This window comes from Pseudomonadota bacterium (genome assembly GCA_010028905.1).
Lineage (GTDB): Bacteria > Vulcanimicrobiota > Xenobia > RGZZ01 > RGZZ01 > RGZZ01.
In genome coordinates, this window is the sequence record RGZZ01000002.1 from 10,252 (window position 1) to 26,556 (window position 16,305).

Consider the following 16,305-nt stretch of genomic DNA (forward strand, 5'->3'; position numbering starts at 1 on the left):
AGCCCCCTTGCGCCGGAAGTTGGAAACGATTACAATGGGGCGACTGTTCGAGTCAGGTGTCTGATGGTGGCTCTGAAATGCCTCTGCACACCTGTTCACATCTGAGCAACAAAAATCCGGTGCATCCATGAAGGAACCGGTTTTCTTGCGAAGAAGGAGTTCGAACAGGTGTAGAAAAATTCAATCTTTCCGGCCGAGACTGAATGGTGCGACGGCACCTCACAGTCGAACGCCGAGGGCGACGGGTCGCAGATGCGCCGTCGACCCAGCTCCAGGGGTGAACGTCTTCTTCAACAACGTGGTGGCTTGAAAGAGAACAGCGAGGCGTCGGGCGCAGAGCGTGCCTGAGGCCTCTTGATGCTTCTCTGTCCACGTGAGAGGCCGTGAAACACCGGAAGGTTCCCAAGGGTTACAGAGTCCTGAGGTTTGTCGGTGCCGTGTGGTGCCGGCAGGAGAGGAGGTAGATACAGATGTGCAATCGGTTCGTTGAGGAAACAAGCATGCTCTGCGGGTCCCGCGCGCACGGACGGTCGACCTCTCCTCCACATCAAGGCCCTGCCTGTCAGGGCCAAAAAAACGGAGGAAGAACATGAGACGCATCTCATGGCTGGTGCTTGCACTGGCAATGGTCGTTTCCATGTTCCGTCCCGCCATGTCCGCACCCATGTTTCCGGATGTTCCGGATATGTGGGCGAAGGACGCAGTAGCTGCGCTCGCGGCGAAGGGTATCCTCGAGGGATATCCGGACGGCACCTTCAAGGGTGACCGTGCGGCCACCCGATACGAGGTTGCCATGATCGTTGCGCGCCTGCTGGCGAAGATGGAGCAGGAGCACGCCACATTCGCAACCAAGGCAGATCTCGACGAGCTTCGTCGTCTCGTCAACCAGCTCAAGGATGAGCTCGATGCGCTGGGCGTTCGCGTCCAGAACCTCGAAGACAACGTTGCGCGCCTCGATAAGCGCGTGACCGAGCTCGAGCGCATCACCTTCTACGGCAGCCTCGACACCCGCTTCGTGTCGATGCGCATGCAGAACAACGGCATCTCCACCGGAACCAACGGTTCCGTTGGTGGCGTGACCGTTGCCACGCCCGGCGGCGTCGCGTTCACCGCGGGCGCTGGCGGTGTGGTCAGCAGCCCTCTCGCTTCCGCGGCGACCGCGGGTCAGAGCACCACGTTCAGCAACCTCGCGAGCAACCTCGTTCCCGCGGGCTTCATCGTGAACGGTGGCTCTGGTCTCCCGGCCAACCCGCTGGGTCCTGGCGCGACGGCTCCCCCGAACACCCTGGCTGTGCCTCCGGTGTCGACGGGTCTGCCCAGCGTCGTCATGACGGGCGTCGGCTCCCCCGCCGCCTTCATCGCTGGTAATGCCCCTGGTCTGCCTGCGCGCGTCGCTGGCCGCCCCGTGGTCATCAACCAGTTCGCCCCGAACACGGGCAGCTTCAACAACAGCGTCAACCCCAGCTACAACGTTGTGGTCGGCTCTGCCCTCGGTCTCGGCACTTCCAACCCGTTCACCGGCACCACCGGTGCGGCTGGCGTGCTGCCGACCGTTCCCTCTGTGCTCCCCACGTTCGAGTTCCGCACGGGCCGTCCGTGGACCCAGGGCACTGGCTACAGCGGCCAGGGCATCCTCGGCGTGCGCATCAAGCTGAACCCCGACATGGACGCGGGCGCTGAGTTCGCCTCGTACGTGAGCGCGGGTGACGCGATTGTCGACGCGTTCTATGGCGTGTCGGCCGCTCGTCAGATGAACGTGTTCGCAAGCAACCAGTCTCTCGCCGGTCTCGATGCTGGCCAGGGTGCGGCTCACACCCCCTGGACCCGCATGGTCATCGACAACTTCTGGTTCCTGCACAAGCCCAGCAACATCAAGGTGCAGCTCGGCTCGTTTGGCGATACCCACATGGATGGCATCGTCTACACGCCTGAGTTCAACCCGAACTACTTCGGACCGCGCAACCTTGACAACTACGGCTTCCGCGTTTCGGGCCGCCACCACCTCCTCGCTCCTTTCGAGTGGGAAGTGTTCGGCTCGCAGGTCGCCGACGGCAACCAGCTCACCACCGCCTTCCCTGGCGTCGTGGCTGCCACAGGTGCCACCCCCTACCGCCCCTTCCTCTGGGGTGTTGACGGCAAGTGGACTTTCGGCCAGGAGGGCAACCAGGGCCGCTTCAAGTTCAACCTGCTCCGCATCTGGGACGACAGCGCTGCTGGCGCCGCCACCACCGTTGGCTCCATCGTGGGCGTGAACGGTGTGACCCTCGACTGGGCCAACCCGAACGGCTACTTCGCCGCTCAGGTCTCGCCCCAGTTCACCAACAACGCCACCGGCGTTACCCTCAACCCGAATGGCAGCCGCGTGGCTGGCATCGGCTCCACCTCTGACGTGCGTCCCATCATCCCGATCATCGCGGGCAATGGTGGCGGCCTCGCCAACGGTACCGGCCAGGTGACCCTGCCGGTGTACGGCATCGACACCACCGCCTCTGGCGTGTTCGGTGCGACGCAGGTGCCTGTCGTCAGCGCTCTCAACACCGCCGCCAACGGTGGTGCCGCGGGTGCTGCCATCGGTGGTCTCCCCGCGTCCAGCTTCGGACCGCAGTCCATGTTCACCTGGGGTCTCTCGGGTGGCTGGGACTACACCTGGAACAACGACGTGAAGATGCGCTTCGGCGTGGAGTATGGCAACTCGAGCTACAAGCCGAGCGCCAACTCGCCCTACAACGCTCCGAACGGTTCGGCCTACCGCATCGGTCTCGGCTTCACGCTGTTCAGCGACTTCGACGTTGACACCGAGTACATCGATGTCAACCCGTACTACAACCCGTACGTTCTGCAGTACCCGAACGTGAACGGCGTGAGCCAGGCCTTCTGGCGCCTGCCGAGCCTGTCGTGGTTCCCGCAGATGTACCCGGTCAGTGACAAGGACCAGTTCCCGAACAACCGCATGGGCGTCCGCCTGAACTTCAAGTGGAACCCGGTTGATCCGAAGGACGGCAAGCACAAGACCGTGTTCTACGGTGAGTACGGCAACATGGCCCAGGATCAGACCTCGCTCCAGCAGGTTCGCTACAGCCCCGGCAGCATTGCCATGGGTAGCCTCCTGCCTGGTTCCGGCCCTGGCACTGGCGTCCCCTCGATCTATGACCCGAACGGTACGATCCCGAACGGCTTCGTGCTGGGTCAGAACCCTGGTTACATCGACACCGTCTTCACGGGCTACCACCCGACTTCGTTCGCTGGTTACACGGGCAGCCTTGCGCCGTCCACCGTCAACCAGTTCGCGACGCCGCTGGAGAACGTCCGTGGCCGTGTCACCAACTGGGGCATCGGTGCGAACTACCGGTTCGACAACCTGGGTGGCCTGGGCATCCACGCCGCCTACAAGGACTGGCAGTTCACCCGCCCCTCGGGCCTGACGCCTCAGTTCGGCGGTTCCGAGAACAACATCGACCTCCACAACAGCGGCGGTCTCGTTGCTCTGAACTACCCGATCAACGAGCGCTTCAGCGTCAAGGGCGGTTACTCGTGGGCTACCGTGAAGGGTCACTACGATCCGACCGGTATCTACCGTAACTTCGCTCTCGACACCGCAAGCACCACGTTCCAGACGCTCAACACCGATCAGACGAGCCCGTTCATCGGCTTCGACTATGACGTGGCCAAGAACGTCAACTGGAACATGACTGCGAAGTGGCTCGACAACCACGACAACCTGGGCACCTTCAGCACGCCCACCTTCTTCATGGCTCGCAACCCCTTCAGCTGGACTGGCTTCATGCTCACGTCCCAGGTGAAGGTCAGCTTCTAAACCAGAAGCAGGCCTGAAGGCGGGGCCCCCGGCGCAAGCCGGGGGCCCTTTGCATTTGCCGGGAAAGATCTCCGTGCGCGAAACTTTTTTCACGCACGGAGGACCAATTCCAGCATGACATCGATGCAGCTCGCCATCACACAAGGGGTCAGCCCATTCCCTCTTGAATCCCTCCCCGTCAGACCCCACGCCGCGAAGCCCAGGCTCGAGGCGGTGGCGCCCATACAGGGGAGGCGACCCGTGGACGAAGACCTGGCGCTGGTCGAGCGCTTCAAGATGGGTGAATCAGCCGCGTTCGAGCAACTTGTCAGCAAGTATCAGCGAAGCGTCTTGAACCTGGTCTACCGCTTCACCGGAGATGCCTCTCGGGCGGAAGATCTCGCGCAAGAGGTCTTTGTTCGCCTGTACCGGGCACTCGACGGGTTCGAGGCCAAGGCGCGCTTCTTCACCTACCTGTACAAGATCACGCTGAATCTCTGCCTCAAGGACCGTGAGCGGGAGCAGCGGCGGAGAACCCAGAGCCTCGATGAACGCGGCGGAGATGACCTGCAGCGCGTGCGCGAGGTGGCAGATCCCAAGGGGTCGGCGGAAGATCTGGCCGAGCGTCGCGACACCGCGCGCATCGTGCGAGAAGCCGTGCAGTCGCTGCCCGATGAGCAGCGCACGGCGGTCATCCTGCATCGCTTTCATGGGTTGTCGTACGAAGAGCTGGCCGATGTGCTCGAGATCTCCCTGCCCGCTGTGAAGTCGCGTCTCCATCGCGCAAAGCTGGCCCTCAAGGAGAGGCTTGCGAGCTATGTTACTGGTGAAGGTGAAGTGAGTCGTCATGCGCTGTGAGGAAGCCCTCGAGCATCTGCTCGAGGAAGAACGGCTGGTTTCAGCTGATGCGACGGGGGCGCTCGCCGCCCATCTCGATGCGTGTGCGCAGTGCCGTCAGGCGCGACAAGAGATCGAAGGGGCGTGGTCGTTGCTTGGTGCGTGGTCTGCGCCCGAGCCACAGGCTGGGTTTGCCGACCGCGTCATGGCGCGGGTTCGTGATGAAGATGTCTGTGCGGCTGTGCAAGAAGCGCTGATCGAGCGCAACGGTGACCTCGTTGATCTCGCGCACCGCGACCATCTCGAGGCGTGCGCGGAATGTCAGGGAGAGGCCAGCGCGATGCGCGCCACCTGGCAGTCTCTGGGGGAGTGGGCTGATGTTGCGCCCTCTCCTGATTTTGTGAGGTCGGTGATCACCCGTGCCCGGGGGGGTGATGTGCCGCGGCAAGGTCAGCGCGCATTGCGGCCCTGGCACCGCGCGCGTGCCGTTGCCAGCATTGCGGCGTTGCTTGCCATCGTGCTGGGGGTCTTCGCCTGGCTGGGACCCGCGCACCGCGATCGCGGAATGTCGACGTCGGCTGGACGAGGCTCGGGGGCCGTGGCAGCGGTCGATTCCCCAGACCTCACCTCGGAGGGCGATGATCTACTAGAGGCGTTGCGACCGCCCGCGCCCAGCGGGGAAGCCGACGACGCGATTGAAGAGGTGCTCTCCGCCTCGTTCGTGGCGGCGCGCTGAACGTCAGCGTCTTTGGTGCTGTGCGTCGTCTGTGCTGACGCCAACCCCTTTGATCAAGGGCCAGTAAAGACGTCTACCGGCGTGACCCCCAGATCGAGTGCTGGCTTCTCCTCGAGCCCAGGCAGGCTGCGTATCCCCAGCTTGTTGTCGCCCTCGAGGGCGATATAGAGCTTGCTCTGGTCGGGTGAGAGTGCGAGGCCATAGGGGCGCGCCCCCACCGGGGTGGCGAGCGGCTCCGCGCTCAGATCGTCGCGCGAGAAGGTGACCACCGAGCTGTCCTCGACACAGGCAACGTAGACCTTCCCACTCTCTGCTGCAACCACGTCGTAGGCACCGTCTCCGACCTTGACCGTGGAGACCAGGGCGAGGGTGGTGGCATCGAGCACCGAGACGTCGTTGCCGTCGAATGAGCTGACATACAGAAATCGGCCACCCGGATCGACTGCAAGGCCGAAGGCCCCGGGGGGGACCTGGGCGCGCGCAGCTTCCTGGCCGCTGTCCGGCGCGCAGGCAATCACCAAGTTGTCCTTGTGGGCCAGCACGTACAGCCGCTTCTCGTCGCATGAGAGAGCCACGAGGGCAGGCTGATGGCCGGAGGGAAACGTGACCACGGTCTTGCGGCTCTCGAGATCGAGAACGGTGACGCTGTCGCTGCCCTTGTTGGCCACATAGAGGCGCTTCCCATCGCGGCTCATGACCATTCCCGCGGGCTCACGCCCGGTGTTCAGCCGACCCACCGGGATACCGGTGGTCTGGAAGACCCGAACGTAGTCCTGGGTCTTCGCTGAAGCGTAGAGATAGAGCCCATCAGGAGAGAGGGCGACGCCGCCGGCCCCGTGCTCGACGGGGAACTTTTCGGCAGGCGTGTCATCACTGGTGCGGATGGCTACCACGTAGCTGTCCTTGTCGCTGACGTACACGCGCGGACCCTCCGGGCGTGCGGGTCTCTCCCCTGTCGGTGCCGGTGAGGGGGGAGCCATGCTCTGCTGCAACCACTGGCAGCCGCTGCTGCCCAACGCCATCAGGAGGGAGAGAACGAGAAGAGGGAACCTCGACATGAGGTTCCCCCTTACGACGCACTGCAGGTGATCCCTGCGCCCTGTTCGGGTGTGTGGCTCAGCGGATGATGAACTCGTCATTTCCGCCGAGCGCCATGCCCGGTGAGAACGACGGTGGCGCAGCGGTGTTGGTGTTGGCGGTCTCGAGCGTCACCTGCACCTTGATGTGGTTCTTGATCGAGACATCTTGCGCCACGATCTGGGAGTTCGTCTCCACCTCGGACCGAACGAGGCGGCCTTCCTTGTAGGCGAAGTACGTGGTTCCCGTAGCCGAGATGCGCTGCTCCACCTTGTCTTGCAGCGGGATGCTCGACTCCGGGCAGGAGACCTTGATCTCGGCGCACTCGTAACCGTTGGTGCGCGTGAATCCCCACAGCGAGTAGTGGTAGGTGAGCTTGACCTCCTTGTGGCCCGTCACCTTGCCATCGGCGTCGGTGATGGGGACGGGGATCGCGCTGTCACCCGTCCAGGTCTCTCCCTGCTTCACGGGCTTGGTGGGGAAGGGAGGCTGGGAGAACGGGAGGTCCATGTTGGTCTGGATGACCTCACCGCTTCGCTTCATCCTCATCGACACGGTCTTGCCCGTGGGGTCTTGCCCGGGCTCGAAGGGCACATTCTCCTGATCACGCTTCAGAGAGACAGACTGGATTGTGACGTCGACAGCCGTGGTGCCGTCTGGGCTCACCTCGGTGGCCTTCTGCAGCATCACCATCTCCATGAGCGAGGAACCGCTGGCGGTCTGCTCGCCTTCGCGGAGCATCTGCTCTGATTCGACGACCGTGCGGTACTGCAGCTGCTCACCCGGCTGCATCTTGTACTCGAGTGTGATGGCGTCTCCCGAGGCCATGAAGGTGATCCTCCTCAACCTGCACGTCTCGTGTTGGGCGTGCTACCGATAGGAGGCCGTTCTTCTAAGCCCTTGCGATTCCTCCTGCCAGTCAGCAGCGGCCGCGCTCTCGCCCCTGTCAGGCAGGGAGGAGAAAGCGCCGCGACGGCACGAACACGAGGAGACGCGGCCGCCGGTGGCATCGGAGGCCCAGCAGGGAAGAAGGCGGTCCATGCTCGGAACCCGTTACATCGGGCGGTACAAGGTCATCGAGGAGATTGGCCGTGGTGGCATGGGCATCGTCTACCGGGGGGAAGATCCTCGGCTCGAGCGCCCCGTCGCCATCAAGGTGCTTCCGCCTCGAAAGACCTCCGGCAAAGCCCTCGAGCGCTTCAAGCGCGAGGCACGCGTCTGCGCCCGCCTCGACCATCCGTATGTCCTCAAGATCTACGACTACGGCGAAGAAGAGCAGACCTATCACATTGTGATGGAGTTCGTCGAGGGCGTCACGCTTCGTGACGTCATCGGCGATGAGCCGGTCGTCGCAGACATCGATCTGGTTGAGATGTCACGCATCTTCGGGCAGATCTGTCAGGCACTCGAATACGCCCACGCGCTCGGCATCACGCACCGCGACATCAAGCCCGAGAACATCATGGTGACCACGACCACCGGGCGCTGGGAGCCGGCAACGTCGAAGGTCAAGGTCATGGACTTCGGGCTCGCTGTGCTCGAGGGGCGTCACGACCTCACCGACCCTGACGCCATCATGGGAACCATTGCGTATTTCTCTCCTGAGCAGGCCAAGGGCGAGGTCGCCGACCATCGCGCCGACATCTACAGCCTCGGCTGCATGTTCTTCGAGATGCTGACCGGCCAGCTTCCCTTCGAGGCCACGAACCCGGCCGAGATGATCCGCTGTCATCAGGAGACGCCCCCCCCGTCGCCACGCAGCATAAACCCTCGCGTCTCTCCGACGCTCGAGCGCATCGCGCTGCGCTGCCTGCGCAAGTCACCCGATGATCGGTATCCGTCCGTGCGCGAGATCCGCGATGATCTCGACGCCTTTCGCGCCGAGCTGAACATCCCACCCCAGGCCTTCTGGGGGGTGATGGGAATTCCGTCTGACCCAGGCCCGTCACCAGGACGGCGACAGGGCGACATCATGATGACGGCGGCCGATGCATCTCCCGACCCCTTTGCGCGCCGTCGCTTGCCAGGCCACGCCCCCTCCGCGCCGACGCCCGACGAGCCTTCCTCCGACGATTCTCTGCACGCCGATCAGGAACCCGACGACGCAGGGACGGCCCGTCGCCTCCAAGAGATGTGGCGACAGGGGCAGGCGGCCACCGCGCGTTCCCCTCAGGCGCCGATTGACGTGCCTCCCCTGGCGAGTCCCTTCACGGTGGGCATGCCGTCAGATCTGGCCAGTCGGTTGCGCTCCCCGGCCAGTCCCAACCCCGCTGCCGAGAAGACAGACGCGGGACGGCCGCCAGCGCAGGGGTGGGTTCCTCCGCTCTCCGGCAGTCCTCCCGGGCGAATGGCGCCATCGTTCCCATCTCCCGCCAACCCGGTCGAGGGGGCACGCGTCATCGCCGGGCCTGTTTCTGGTGCTGGGCCGCTGGCAAGTCCAGAGTGGATGAGCGAGGCGCAGCGCTCGCCCGATGCGGCATTGAACCGCTACGAGCAGTACATGGCGCGACTTCGTCACGATGACGACGGCACCACGGGAAGACCGGGCGACCTGCCCCCGAGCATCTGCGCCTGTGGGATGGAGAATCCCGGAGACAAGAAGTACTGCGGCGAGTGCGGCAGCCTTCTGGCCCCCTCGAAGTTCCTGCAGTCGCGAGAGGCACGCGCGCACATCGAGCTCGGGTTGCGTCATCTCGAGCACGGTCAGCTCCAGGAGGCCTATCAGGAGTTCTCGGAGGCGCTGGCGCGAGATCCCAATCACGCCGACGCGCACAAGCACCTGGGGCGGACCTGGGCTCGCATGGGCGATCCGGTGCGGGCTGAGGAAGAGCTCCGCCTCGCCGCGTCGCTGAATCCGCGCGACGCCGACATCCAGATCGAGCTCGCCCACGTCCTGCGTCTTGCGGGCCGCAAGAGCGACGCGGTCGAGGCGCTCCAGGAAGCCGTGCGCCTTCGCCCTTCCGACGCAGGCGCACGCTGCCAGCTTGCCTTCCTGCACGCGCATCGCGGAAACCTCGTGAAGGCCATCGAGGAGTATCGCACCGCTCTTGCCTACGATGAGAGCAATGTCGAGGCGCGCCTGCAGCTCGGCATCATCTACGGAGCCCAGAACTACGTCAAGGAGGCCATCGCGGAGTTCGAGTGGGTCGTGCATCTCGACGCGGAGAACGCGAGCGCCTGGCAGTGGCTGGGAAAGCTGTACGCCCGCGTCAATCGCGTCGGCGAGGCCGAGAAGGCCTTTCAGGCGGCCCTCGGCATCTCTCCCGACGATGCCGACGTGCACGCCGATCTGGGGGTTCTCTACGAGAGCACGCGGCGCGAGCAGCTCGCGGTGCAGGAGCTGCGGCAGGCCATTGCCCTCGAACAGGGGCACAACGGCGCGCGCCAGCGGCTTGCGCAGCTCTACATTCGCAGACAGCAGCCCCAGCAGGCCATCAAGGAGCTCGAGGAGCTCGCGGCCTATCATCCAACCGACAGCCGGGTGCATCAGCAGCTGGGAGAGCTCTATCTCGAGCAGGGCGATCTGAATCGGGCACTCAGCCACTTCGAACGAACCGTCTCGCTCGACCCGGCCAGTGCCGAGATGCACAACCGGCTCGGCCAGCTGTACTTCAAGAAGGACTACAACACGCTCACCGTTCAGGAATATCGTCGCGCGGTGGAGCTCGATCCCTACAATCCGTCGTATCACGAAGATCTCGGCATGGCCTACTACGTGAACGGCAATCGCGAGCTCGCAATCCAGGAGATCAAGAAGGCGTCGATCCTCGACGCGCGCAACGTCGACTACTTCAAGGCTCTCGGTCTCCTCAGCGTCGAGGAGGGGCGTTTCGACGAAGCCATACAGGCCCTCAAGCGCGCTCTCGAGCTCAACCCCAGGGACGCGCAGACCCACGTGCTGCTGGGGCGTGTCTACGGGCAGCAGAAGCTGCTCAACTGGGCGCTCCTCGAGTTCCAGAAGGCCATCGAGTACGAGCCGGGCAACCTCCTGATGCACGTCTACCTTGCCCGCACCTATTCCGGTCTGGGACGCGCCGATGACGCCGTGCACGCGTTCCGCAAAGCCATCTCGCTCATGCACCAGGAGAACGAGACCCCGGAGAGCCGACGCGCGCTGGGGCGTTCGTACCAGGATCTGGGGAAGGCCTACCTCGATTCAGGCAACGTGCAGGCAGCTCGCGAGATGCTCGAGTCAGCCCTGCTGCTGCTGCCGGCAGACGCACGGGGCATGCATCTGATGGGCATGGCGATGGCCGCGCAGAAGAGCTGGAAGCGCGCGCTCGAGCATCTTTCCGACGCACTCGAGCGTGAACCGCACAATCCGGACATCTTGTCTGACATCGGACAGGTCTATGAGCAGATCGGGGAGCCGGAGAAGGCGTTGAAGGCCCTCCGCTCCGCGGTCAGCCTGTCTCCGCGGAAGGCCTCGCTGTATGAGCGAATGAGCAGCGTGCTCAGCGGTCAAGGGCGCTACGACGAGGCGCGTGACGTGATTCGCAAGGCCATGCTGCTCGACGCGCGCAGAACCGATGTCTACCACAACCTGCTCGGCCGCGTGTATGCGCGAGAGGGACAGTGGCAGAAGGCGGCCGCCGAGAACGAGCAGGCCAGGGCATCCAACCCCTATGTGGCCGCGTACACCCTCGACCTGGCGCGCGCGCTGTCGCAGCTGGGGCGTGCGAGCGACGCCGTGAACGAGCTTCGACGCGCGCTCTCGACGCTGTCGCTCTCTGATGCGGAGGCAAAGGAGCTTCAGGGCGAGCTCGACCGGCTGCGTACCGTCGGCTGACCGTCGATGACGTCAGCCTCAACTTCCGACGTCTATGCCGACGTCGTTGTCACCGTACCCAGCCGCGGCGTTGATCGGGCCTTCACCTACCGTGTCCCGGCGTCGCTCTCCACCCAGGTCGTCAGCGGGGTCATCGTGCGGGTGCCGTTTCACGGGCGCGAGCTGAGCGGCTGGGTGGTGGCGGTGCATGCGTTCCCACCGCCCGCGCTGGAGGCCAGCAGCATTCGTGACATCGTCGGGGTTACGGGAGGGCAGGGCTTGCTGCCGCCCGATCTCCAGGATGTGGCCCAGTGGATGCAGTCGTTCTACGGTTGCCTGCTCGTGGAGGCCTTTCAGGCCATGGTGCCCGAGCCGGTGCGTGCGGCGCTAGGAGCGAAGCGCGCCCGCGGAGAGGCAGGGCGGATACGGGTGGCTACCCTCGCTCCGAACTTTGCGATCTCGGCATTTGAGCAGCTGGCGCAGCGCCTGGGAGGGGACGAGCGACAGGCCCGTCGCCTCGTCGAGACCCTTCAGGCGCGGGGGGCTGTCCCGCCTGCGGAGCTGCTGGCGCTTGCGCACGCGCGGCGCGAGATCTTGAAGCGCCTGCACGATGAAGGGTTCGTTCGCTGGCGCGTTCAGCCCCCTCCATCGCCCGGAGACGATCGGCGCAGCGCTGCTGCGACGCTGGGGGGCGCCGCCGTGGAGACGCTCAGTCCGCATCAGTGCAAGGCCGTGGAGACCATCGTTGGCCAGGCCGAGACGGGGCGCGCGCGGGTCGTACTTCTGCACGGTGTGACGGGCAGCGGCAAGACCGAGGTGTATCTGAACGTTCTGGAATCCGTCATCGCGCGGGGGCGACAGGGCCTGGTGCTGGTGCCAGAGATCTCCCTGACGCCGCAGGCGGTCGATCGCTATCGTCGCCGTCTGGGCGATCGGGTTGCGGTCATGCACTCCGGCCTCACGCCCTCCGAGCGGGTTGAGGCGTGGTGGAGCCTCAAGGAGGGTCGCATGGCCGTGGGGCTCGGCGCGCGATCGTGTGTGTTCGCGCCCATGTCTGATCTGGGCGTGGTCATCGTTGACGAGGAGCATGAGGCGTCGTACAAGCAAGAGCAGTCGCCTCGCTACCATGCCCGTCAGGTGGCCATACGACGGGCCATCGCGAGTGGCGCGACCGTGGTTCTCGGGAGCGCGACCCCCTCGCTCGAATCGTACTACTGGGCGGAGCAGGGCAAGTACGCGCTGGTCGAGATGCCGACGCGTGTAGAGGAGCGTCCGCTGCCCACAGTCGAGGTGGTGAGCCTGCAGCGTCGCAGGCGCGATGGCAGCGTGCGGGCACTTGGGTACGTGCTGCGCGAGCGCATGGCCGAGACCCTGGCCCGTGGCGAGCAGGTGATGCTGCTGCACAACCGGCGGGGGTTTGCATCGTTCCTGATCTGCACGGCCTGCGGCCATCTCCCGCGGTGCCCGCGATGCGAGATCAGCTTCACGTTCCATGCCTCCCCCGCGCGGATGGTCTGCCACTACTGCCTCTACGAGACATCGCCACCGTCATCGTGCCAGGGGTGTGGGGGCTTTGAGATGACCCATCAGGGGGCCGGAACCCAGCGGGTCGAGGAGGAGGTGATGGAGGCGTTTCCTGGGGTCCCCCTGCTGCGCATGGATCGGGACACCACGCGTCAGATGTCTGATCATCGCCGCCTGCTCGAGCAGTTCGCGAACCGTGAGGCGCAGATCCTCATCGGTACGCAGATGATTGCCAAGGGGCACGACTTCCCGGACGTCACGCTTGTGGGCGTCGTGCTTGCCGACACCGGTCTTGCGCTTCCGGACTTTCGCGCCGCGGAGCGCACGTTCAGCCTCCTGACGCAGGTCGCGGGCAGAGCGGGACGTGGTCGTGTGCCAGGGCGGGTGGTGATCCAGACCTACAATCCGGAGCACTATGCCATCCGCCACGCGGCGGCCCAGGGATACGGCGGGTTCTACGCAGAGGAGCTGGCCGCTCGCAAGGAGCTCGAGTACCCCCCGTTCACGCATCTCATCAACGTGATCTTGAGCGGGGAGAGCGGCGCCGACGTGGAGCGGGCCGCCCAGGCCATGGGATCACGGATGCGCGCCCAGGTCGCCGCAATGCCCTGCGTGCTGCTCGGCCCGGCCCCGTGCGCGCTCCCGCGGATTCACCGCAAATCACGGTGGCATCTGGTGTTCAAGTGCCGTCAGGTGCAGGAGATCATGCCGCTCATTCGAACCTATCTCCGAGAAAATGCGTCGGCAGGCGTCTCTGCGGCCGTCGACGCCGACCCCATGTCGATGCTTTGAACGCTGATGCGTCAGCCCGCCTTTCGTGTAGCGCTGCGCCCGACTCATCGACCATGGCGTCCACGGAAGGAGACATCATGCGGAACGGTTTTCGTCTGGGGGTATGCGCGTTCGCGCTCTTGATGCTGACGGCCGGGAGTGCGCCCAGGCCGGCGTTGGCGCAGTCGACGACATTGTTTGTTCGCAAGGCCGAGCTACAGAGCGTCGTGCGCGCAGGCAAGCTCTATGCGCCGGCAGCCGATCTGCTGCGTGCCATGGGCCTTCAGTGGACGGTTGACGGAACCACCGTGCGGCTGTCGGCCGGCAAGGCGGGGGGAGCGGCGCTGAGCGCCAAGGCGACCTCGTTCACATTTGCGTTCCCGAGCGGGAAGGTGCTCACCTCTGAGGTTGTGGCCATCAAAGGAGAGGCCTGGGTGCCGGTTCGCTCCCTGGCCGAGATGGCGGGTGGAACCTATGTGGCTGCTCCAGGGGCCGGCATCGTGCAGGTGGTGCTCACGAACAGTGCCATCAGCCAGAAAGATCTCGATCGAGCGGTTCGTGACTCGAAGTCGCAGCCGGGCGTGAGCGCGCCTTCGCTCGTACCCACAGGCAGCGGATCGACGTCCGGAAAGGGCGACGCCGCAGACAGCAAGGCCGAGGGCGGTGCAAAGACCGCCGATGCCGGCGCCAAGAAGTCTGACGGGAGCGCGGAAGACGAGAAAGACCCCATCGAGGTTGTGAGCGTCGACTACATGAACCCCATCATCCCCGGCAGCAAGGTGCCCGCTGAGGTGCGGGGTTCGGCGACCATCAAGAACTCTGCTGACAAGCGCGTCACCAACGTGAAGTTCACCGTGGAGATCCGCGACCTCGGAGACAACCCCGTGGTGAGCCTTCCCACGAAGTACATCTCGGCGCTCGAGCCAGGCGAGACTGCATCGCAAGACTTCATGTGGTATAATTACTACAACCAGCAGATCAACGTCAAAGCCAAGGTGGAGCACGATCCGCTGCCCAAGAAGAAAGAGCAGAAGGCAGACGCCAAGACGGGCGCCGACGCAAGGTCCGGCGGCGACGCCAGGTCCGGCGGCGACGCCAAGTCCGGCGGCGACGCCAAGACCGGCGGCGACGCCAAGACCGGTGGCGACGCCAAGTCCGGCGGCGACGCCAAGAACGGCGGCGACGCCAAGACCGGCGGCGCCAGGTCAGGCACCACCACGGGCCAGTAGCGGCAGGCTGCTCCAGAGAGGACCCCATCGAACATGGCCAGACTCCCCCTCACCTACGACGGCAACCCCGTCCTGCGCAAGAAGGCGGCTCCGGTGCGCGTCGTAGATTCGCTCCTGGCGCAGCTGCTCGACGACATGGTGGAGACCATGCACGCCAACAACGGTGTGGGTCTCGCGGCCCCTCAGGTGGGCATCTCGAAGCGCGTCATCGTGGCCGACATCTACGATGGCGATCCGCCGCTCAAGCTCGTCAACCCCCGCATCGTCGAGCGCTCTGGTCACATCAACGGCCTCGAGGGCTGCCTGAGCATCCCCAACGTCTATGGCGATGTCGAGCGCGCCGAGAAGGTCACCGTGAAGGCGGTCAACGAGAAGGGGAAGTCGGTGACCATCGAGGCAAGTGGGCTGCTGGCCCGGGTCTTCCAGCACGAGATCGATCACCTCGATGGCAAGCTGTTCACCGATTTCGCCACGAACATCCGAGAGGTCACGCCAGAGGAGCTCGAAGAGGCCGAGGCCGAGGGGCGTTACGAACCGGCGCTCGACGGCATCTAGCCGATGCGGGTTGTCTTCATGGGGTCGGCACCCATTGCCGTCCCCTCCCTCGTGCATCTGCATCAGCACCACGATCTGAGGGCTGTGGTCACCCAGCCCGACAAGCCCAAGGGCCGCAAGCGAGAGCTCACCCCCACGGCTGTCAAGCAGGAGGCCCTGGCGCGCGGCCTTGAGGTTCTCGAGCCGCGCAAGCTGCGCGCCCCGGAGTTCGTTGATCGCCTGCGCGCCCTCGATCCAGAGGTCATCGTGGTGATGGCCTACGGGCGACTCGTCCCGCCTGAGGTTCTGTATCTGCCGCCCCACGGCTGCATCAATCTGCACGGGTCCATCCTTCCGGAGCATCGAGGCCCATGCCCCATCGAGCGCGGGCTCTTGCGAGGAGATCCGGAGACCGGCATCACCACCTTCTACATGGCCGAAGGGTTCGACACCGGCGACATCATCCTGACCCGTCCGATGCCCATCGGTGAGGACGACACGGGGGGGGCGCTGCGAGAGAAGCTCGCGCTGCTCGCGGCGGAGGTTCTCGAAGACACCCTGCGGGGCATCTCCGCGGGCACGGCGCCGCGGATACCGCAAGATCTGACGCAGGGGTGTCACGCCCCCATCATCACCCGTGACGAGGCTCGCATCGACTGGTCGGCCACGGCTTCGTTCATCGATAGACTTGTACGCGCGTGCGAGCCCGAGCCTGGCGCCCACACGGTCTTTCGGGGGCAGCCCCTCAAGGTGCGGCGGGCCCGTCCGCTCGCGTGTGCTGTCACCGCGCCGCCAGGAACCGTGGTGACCGCAGATCGCGAGCATGGCCTTCAGGTTGCGGTTGGACAGGGTGGCGCTGTCGCGCTGCTCGAGGTCCAGCCGTCCGGAAAGCGTTGGATGAGCGGTCCAGAGTTCGTCGCGGGCTATCGTCCTCAAACAGGTGAACGGATGGGTGAAGTGGTTCCCACCGTTGAGACGGGAGTGCAAACATGACAGTCCATCCCTCGATCCTGCGGGTCCTCTGCCTGGGAGGTGT

10 protein-coding genes are annotated in these 16,305 nt (G+C 64.9%); 8 read left to right on the forward strand and 2 right to left on the reverse strand.

Annotation, left to right across the window (positions count from 1 at the left end):
* Nucleotides 1–589 precede the first annotated feature (589 nt).
* The 3 genes from EB084_00265 to EB084_00275 all read left to right on the forward strand — a co-directional run bounded on the left by EB084_00265 (nucleotide 590) and on the right by EB084_00275 (nucleotide 5,366).
* Nucleotides 590–3,814 carry a hypothetical protein gene (locus tag EB084_00265; protein ID NDD26687.1) on the forward strand — a complete coding sequence of 1,075 codons (3,225 nt, stop codon included), beginning with the start codon at nucleotides 590–592 and terminating at the stop codon, nucleotides 3,812–3,814.
* Between the two features lie 114 nt (nucleotides 3,815–3,928).
* Entirely contained in the window at nucleotides 3,929–4,651 is a 723-nt protein-coding gene (locus EB084_00270; GenBank protein ID NDD26688.1) for a sigma-70 family RNA polymerase sigma factor, read from the forward strand.
* The gene (locus EB084_00275) at nucleotides 4,641–5,366 is read left to right on the forward strand and encodes a hypothetical protein (protein NDD26689.1); all 726 of its coding nucleotides are present in this window, start codon (nucleotides 4,641–4,643) and stop codon (nucleotides 5,364–5,366) included. Before EB084_00270 ends, EB084_00275 begins: the two co-directional genes overlap by 11 nt.
* A gap of 53 nt (nucleotides 5,367–5,419) precedes the next feature.
* Here EB084_00275 and EB084_00280 read toward each other — a convergent pair whose 3' ends face one another.
* A complete protein-coding gene (locus tag EB084_00280) occupies nucleotides 5,420–6,505 on the reverse strand; it encodes a YncE family protein (protein ID NDD26690.1) in 1,086 nt (361 codons plus the stop codon).
* A complete protein-coding gene (locus tag EB084_00285) occupies nucleotides 6,483–7,271 on the reverse strand; it encodes a hypothetical protein (GenBank protein ID NDD26691.1) in 789 nt (262 codons plus the stop codon). Before EB084_00285 ends, EB084_00280 begins: the two co-directional genes overlap by 23 nt.
* Nucleotides 7,272–7,482: 211 nt before the next feature.
* Here EB084_00285 and EB084_00290 point away from each other — a divergent pair, with 211 nt between their 5' ends.
* From EB084_00290 to EB084_00310, 5 genes are all read left to right on the forward strand, one after another.
* Nucleotides 7,483–11,232 carry a tetratricopeptide repeat protein gene (locus tag EB084_00290; GenBank protein ID NDD26692.1) on the forward strand — a complete coding sequence of 1,250 codons (3,750 nt, stop codon included), beginning with the start codon at nucleotides 7,483–7,485 and terminating at the stop codon, nucleotides 11,230–11,232.
* 6 nt (nucleotides 11,233–11,238) lie between these two features.
* Nucleotides 11,239–13,527, forward strand: coding sequence for a primosomal protein N' (gene priA / locus EB084_00295; GenBank protein NDD26693.1), 2,289 nt, complete (start codon nucleotides 11,239–11,241; stop codon nucleotides 13,525–13,527).
* Nucleotides 13,528–13,604: 77 nt separating this feature from the next.
* Entirely contained in the window at nucleotides 13,605–14,735 is a 1,131-nt protein-coding gene (locus EB084_00300) for a hypothetical protein (protein ID NDD26694.1), read from the forward strand.
* 33 nt (nucleotides 14,736–14,768) lie between these two features.
* Nucleotides 14,769–15,290 (forward strand): peptide deformylase, encoded by a 522-nt coding sequence (def, locus tag EB084_00305; protein ID NDD26695.1) that lies wholly within the window; start codon nucleotides 14,769–14,771, stop codon nucleotides 15,288–15,290.
* A gap of 3 nt (nucleotides 15,291–15,293) precedes the next feature.
* A complete protein-coding gene (locus EB084_00310) occupies nucleotides 15,294–16,262 on the forward strand; it encodes a methionyl-tRNA formyltransferase (protein NDD26696.1) in 969 nt (322 codons plus the stop codon).
* Nucleotides 16,263–16,305 lie beyond the last annotated feature (43 nt).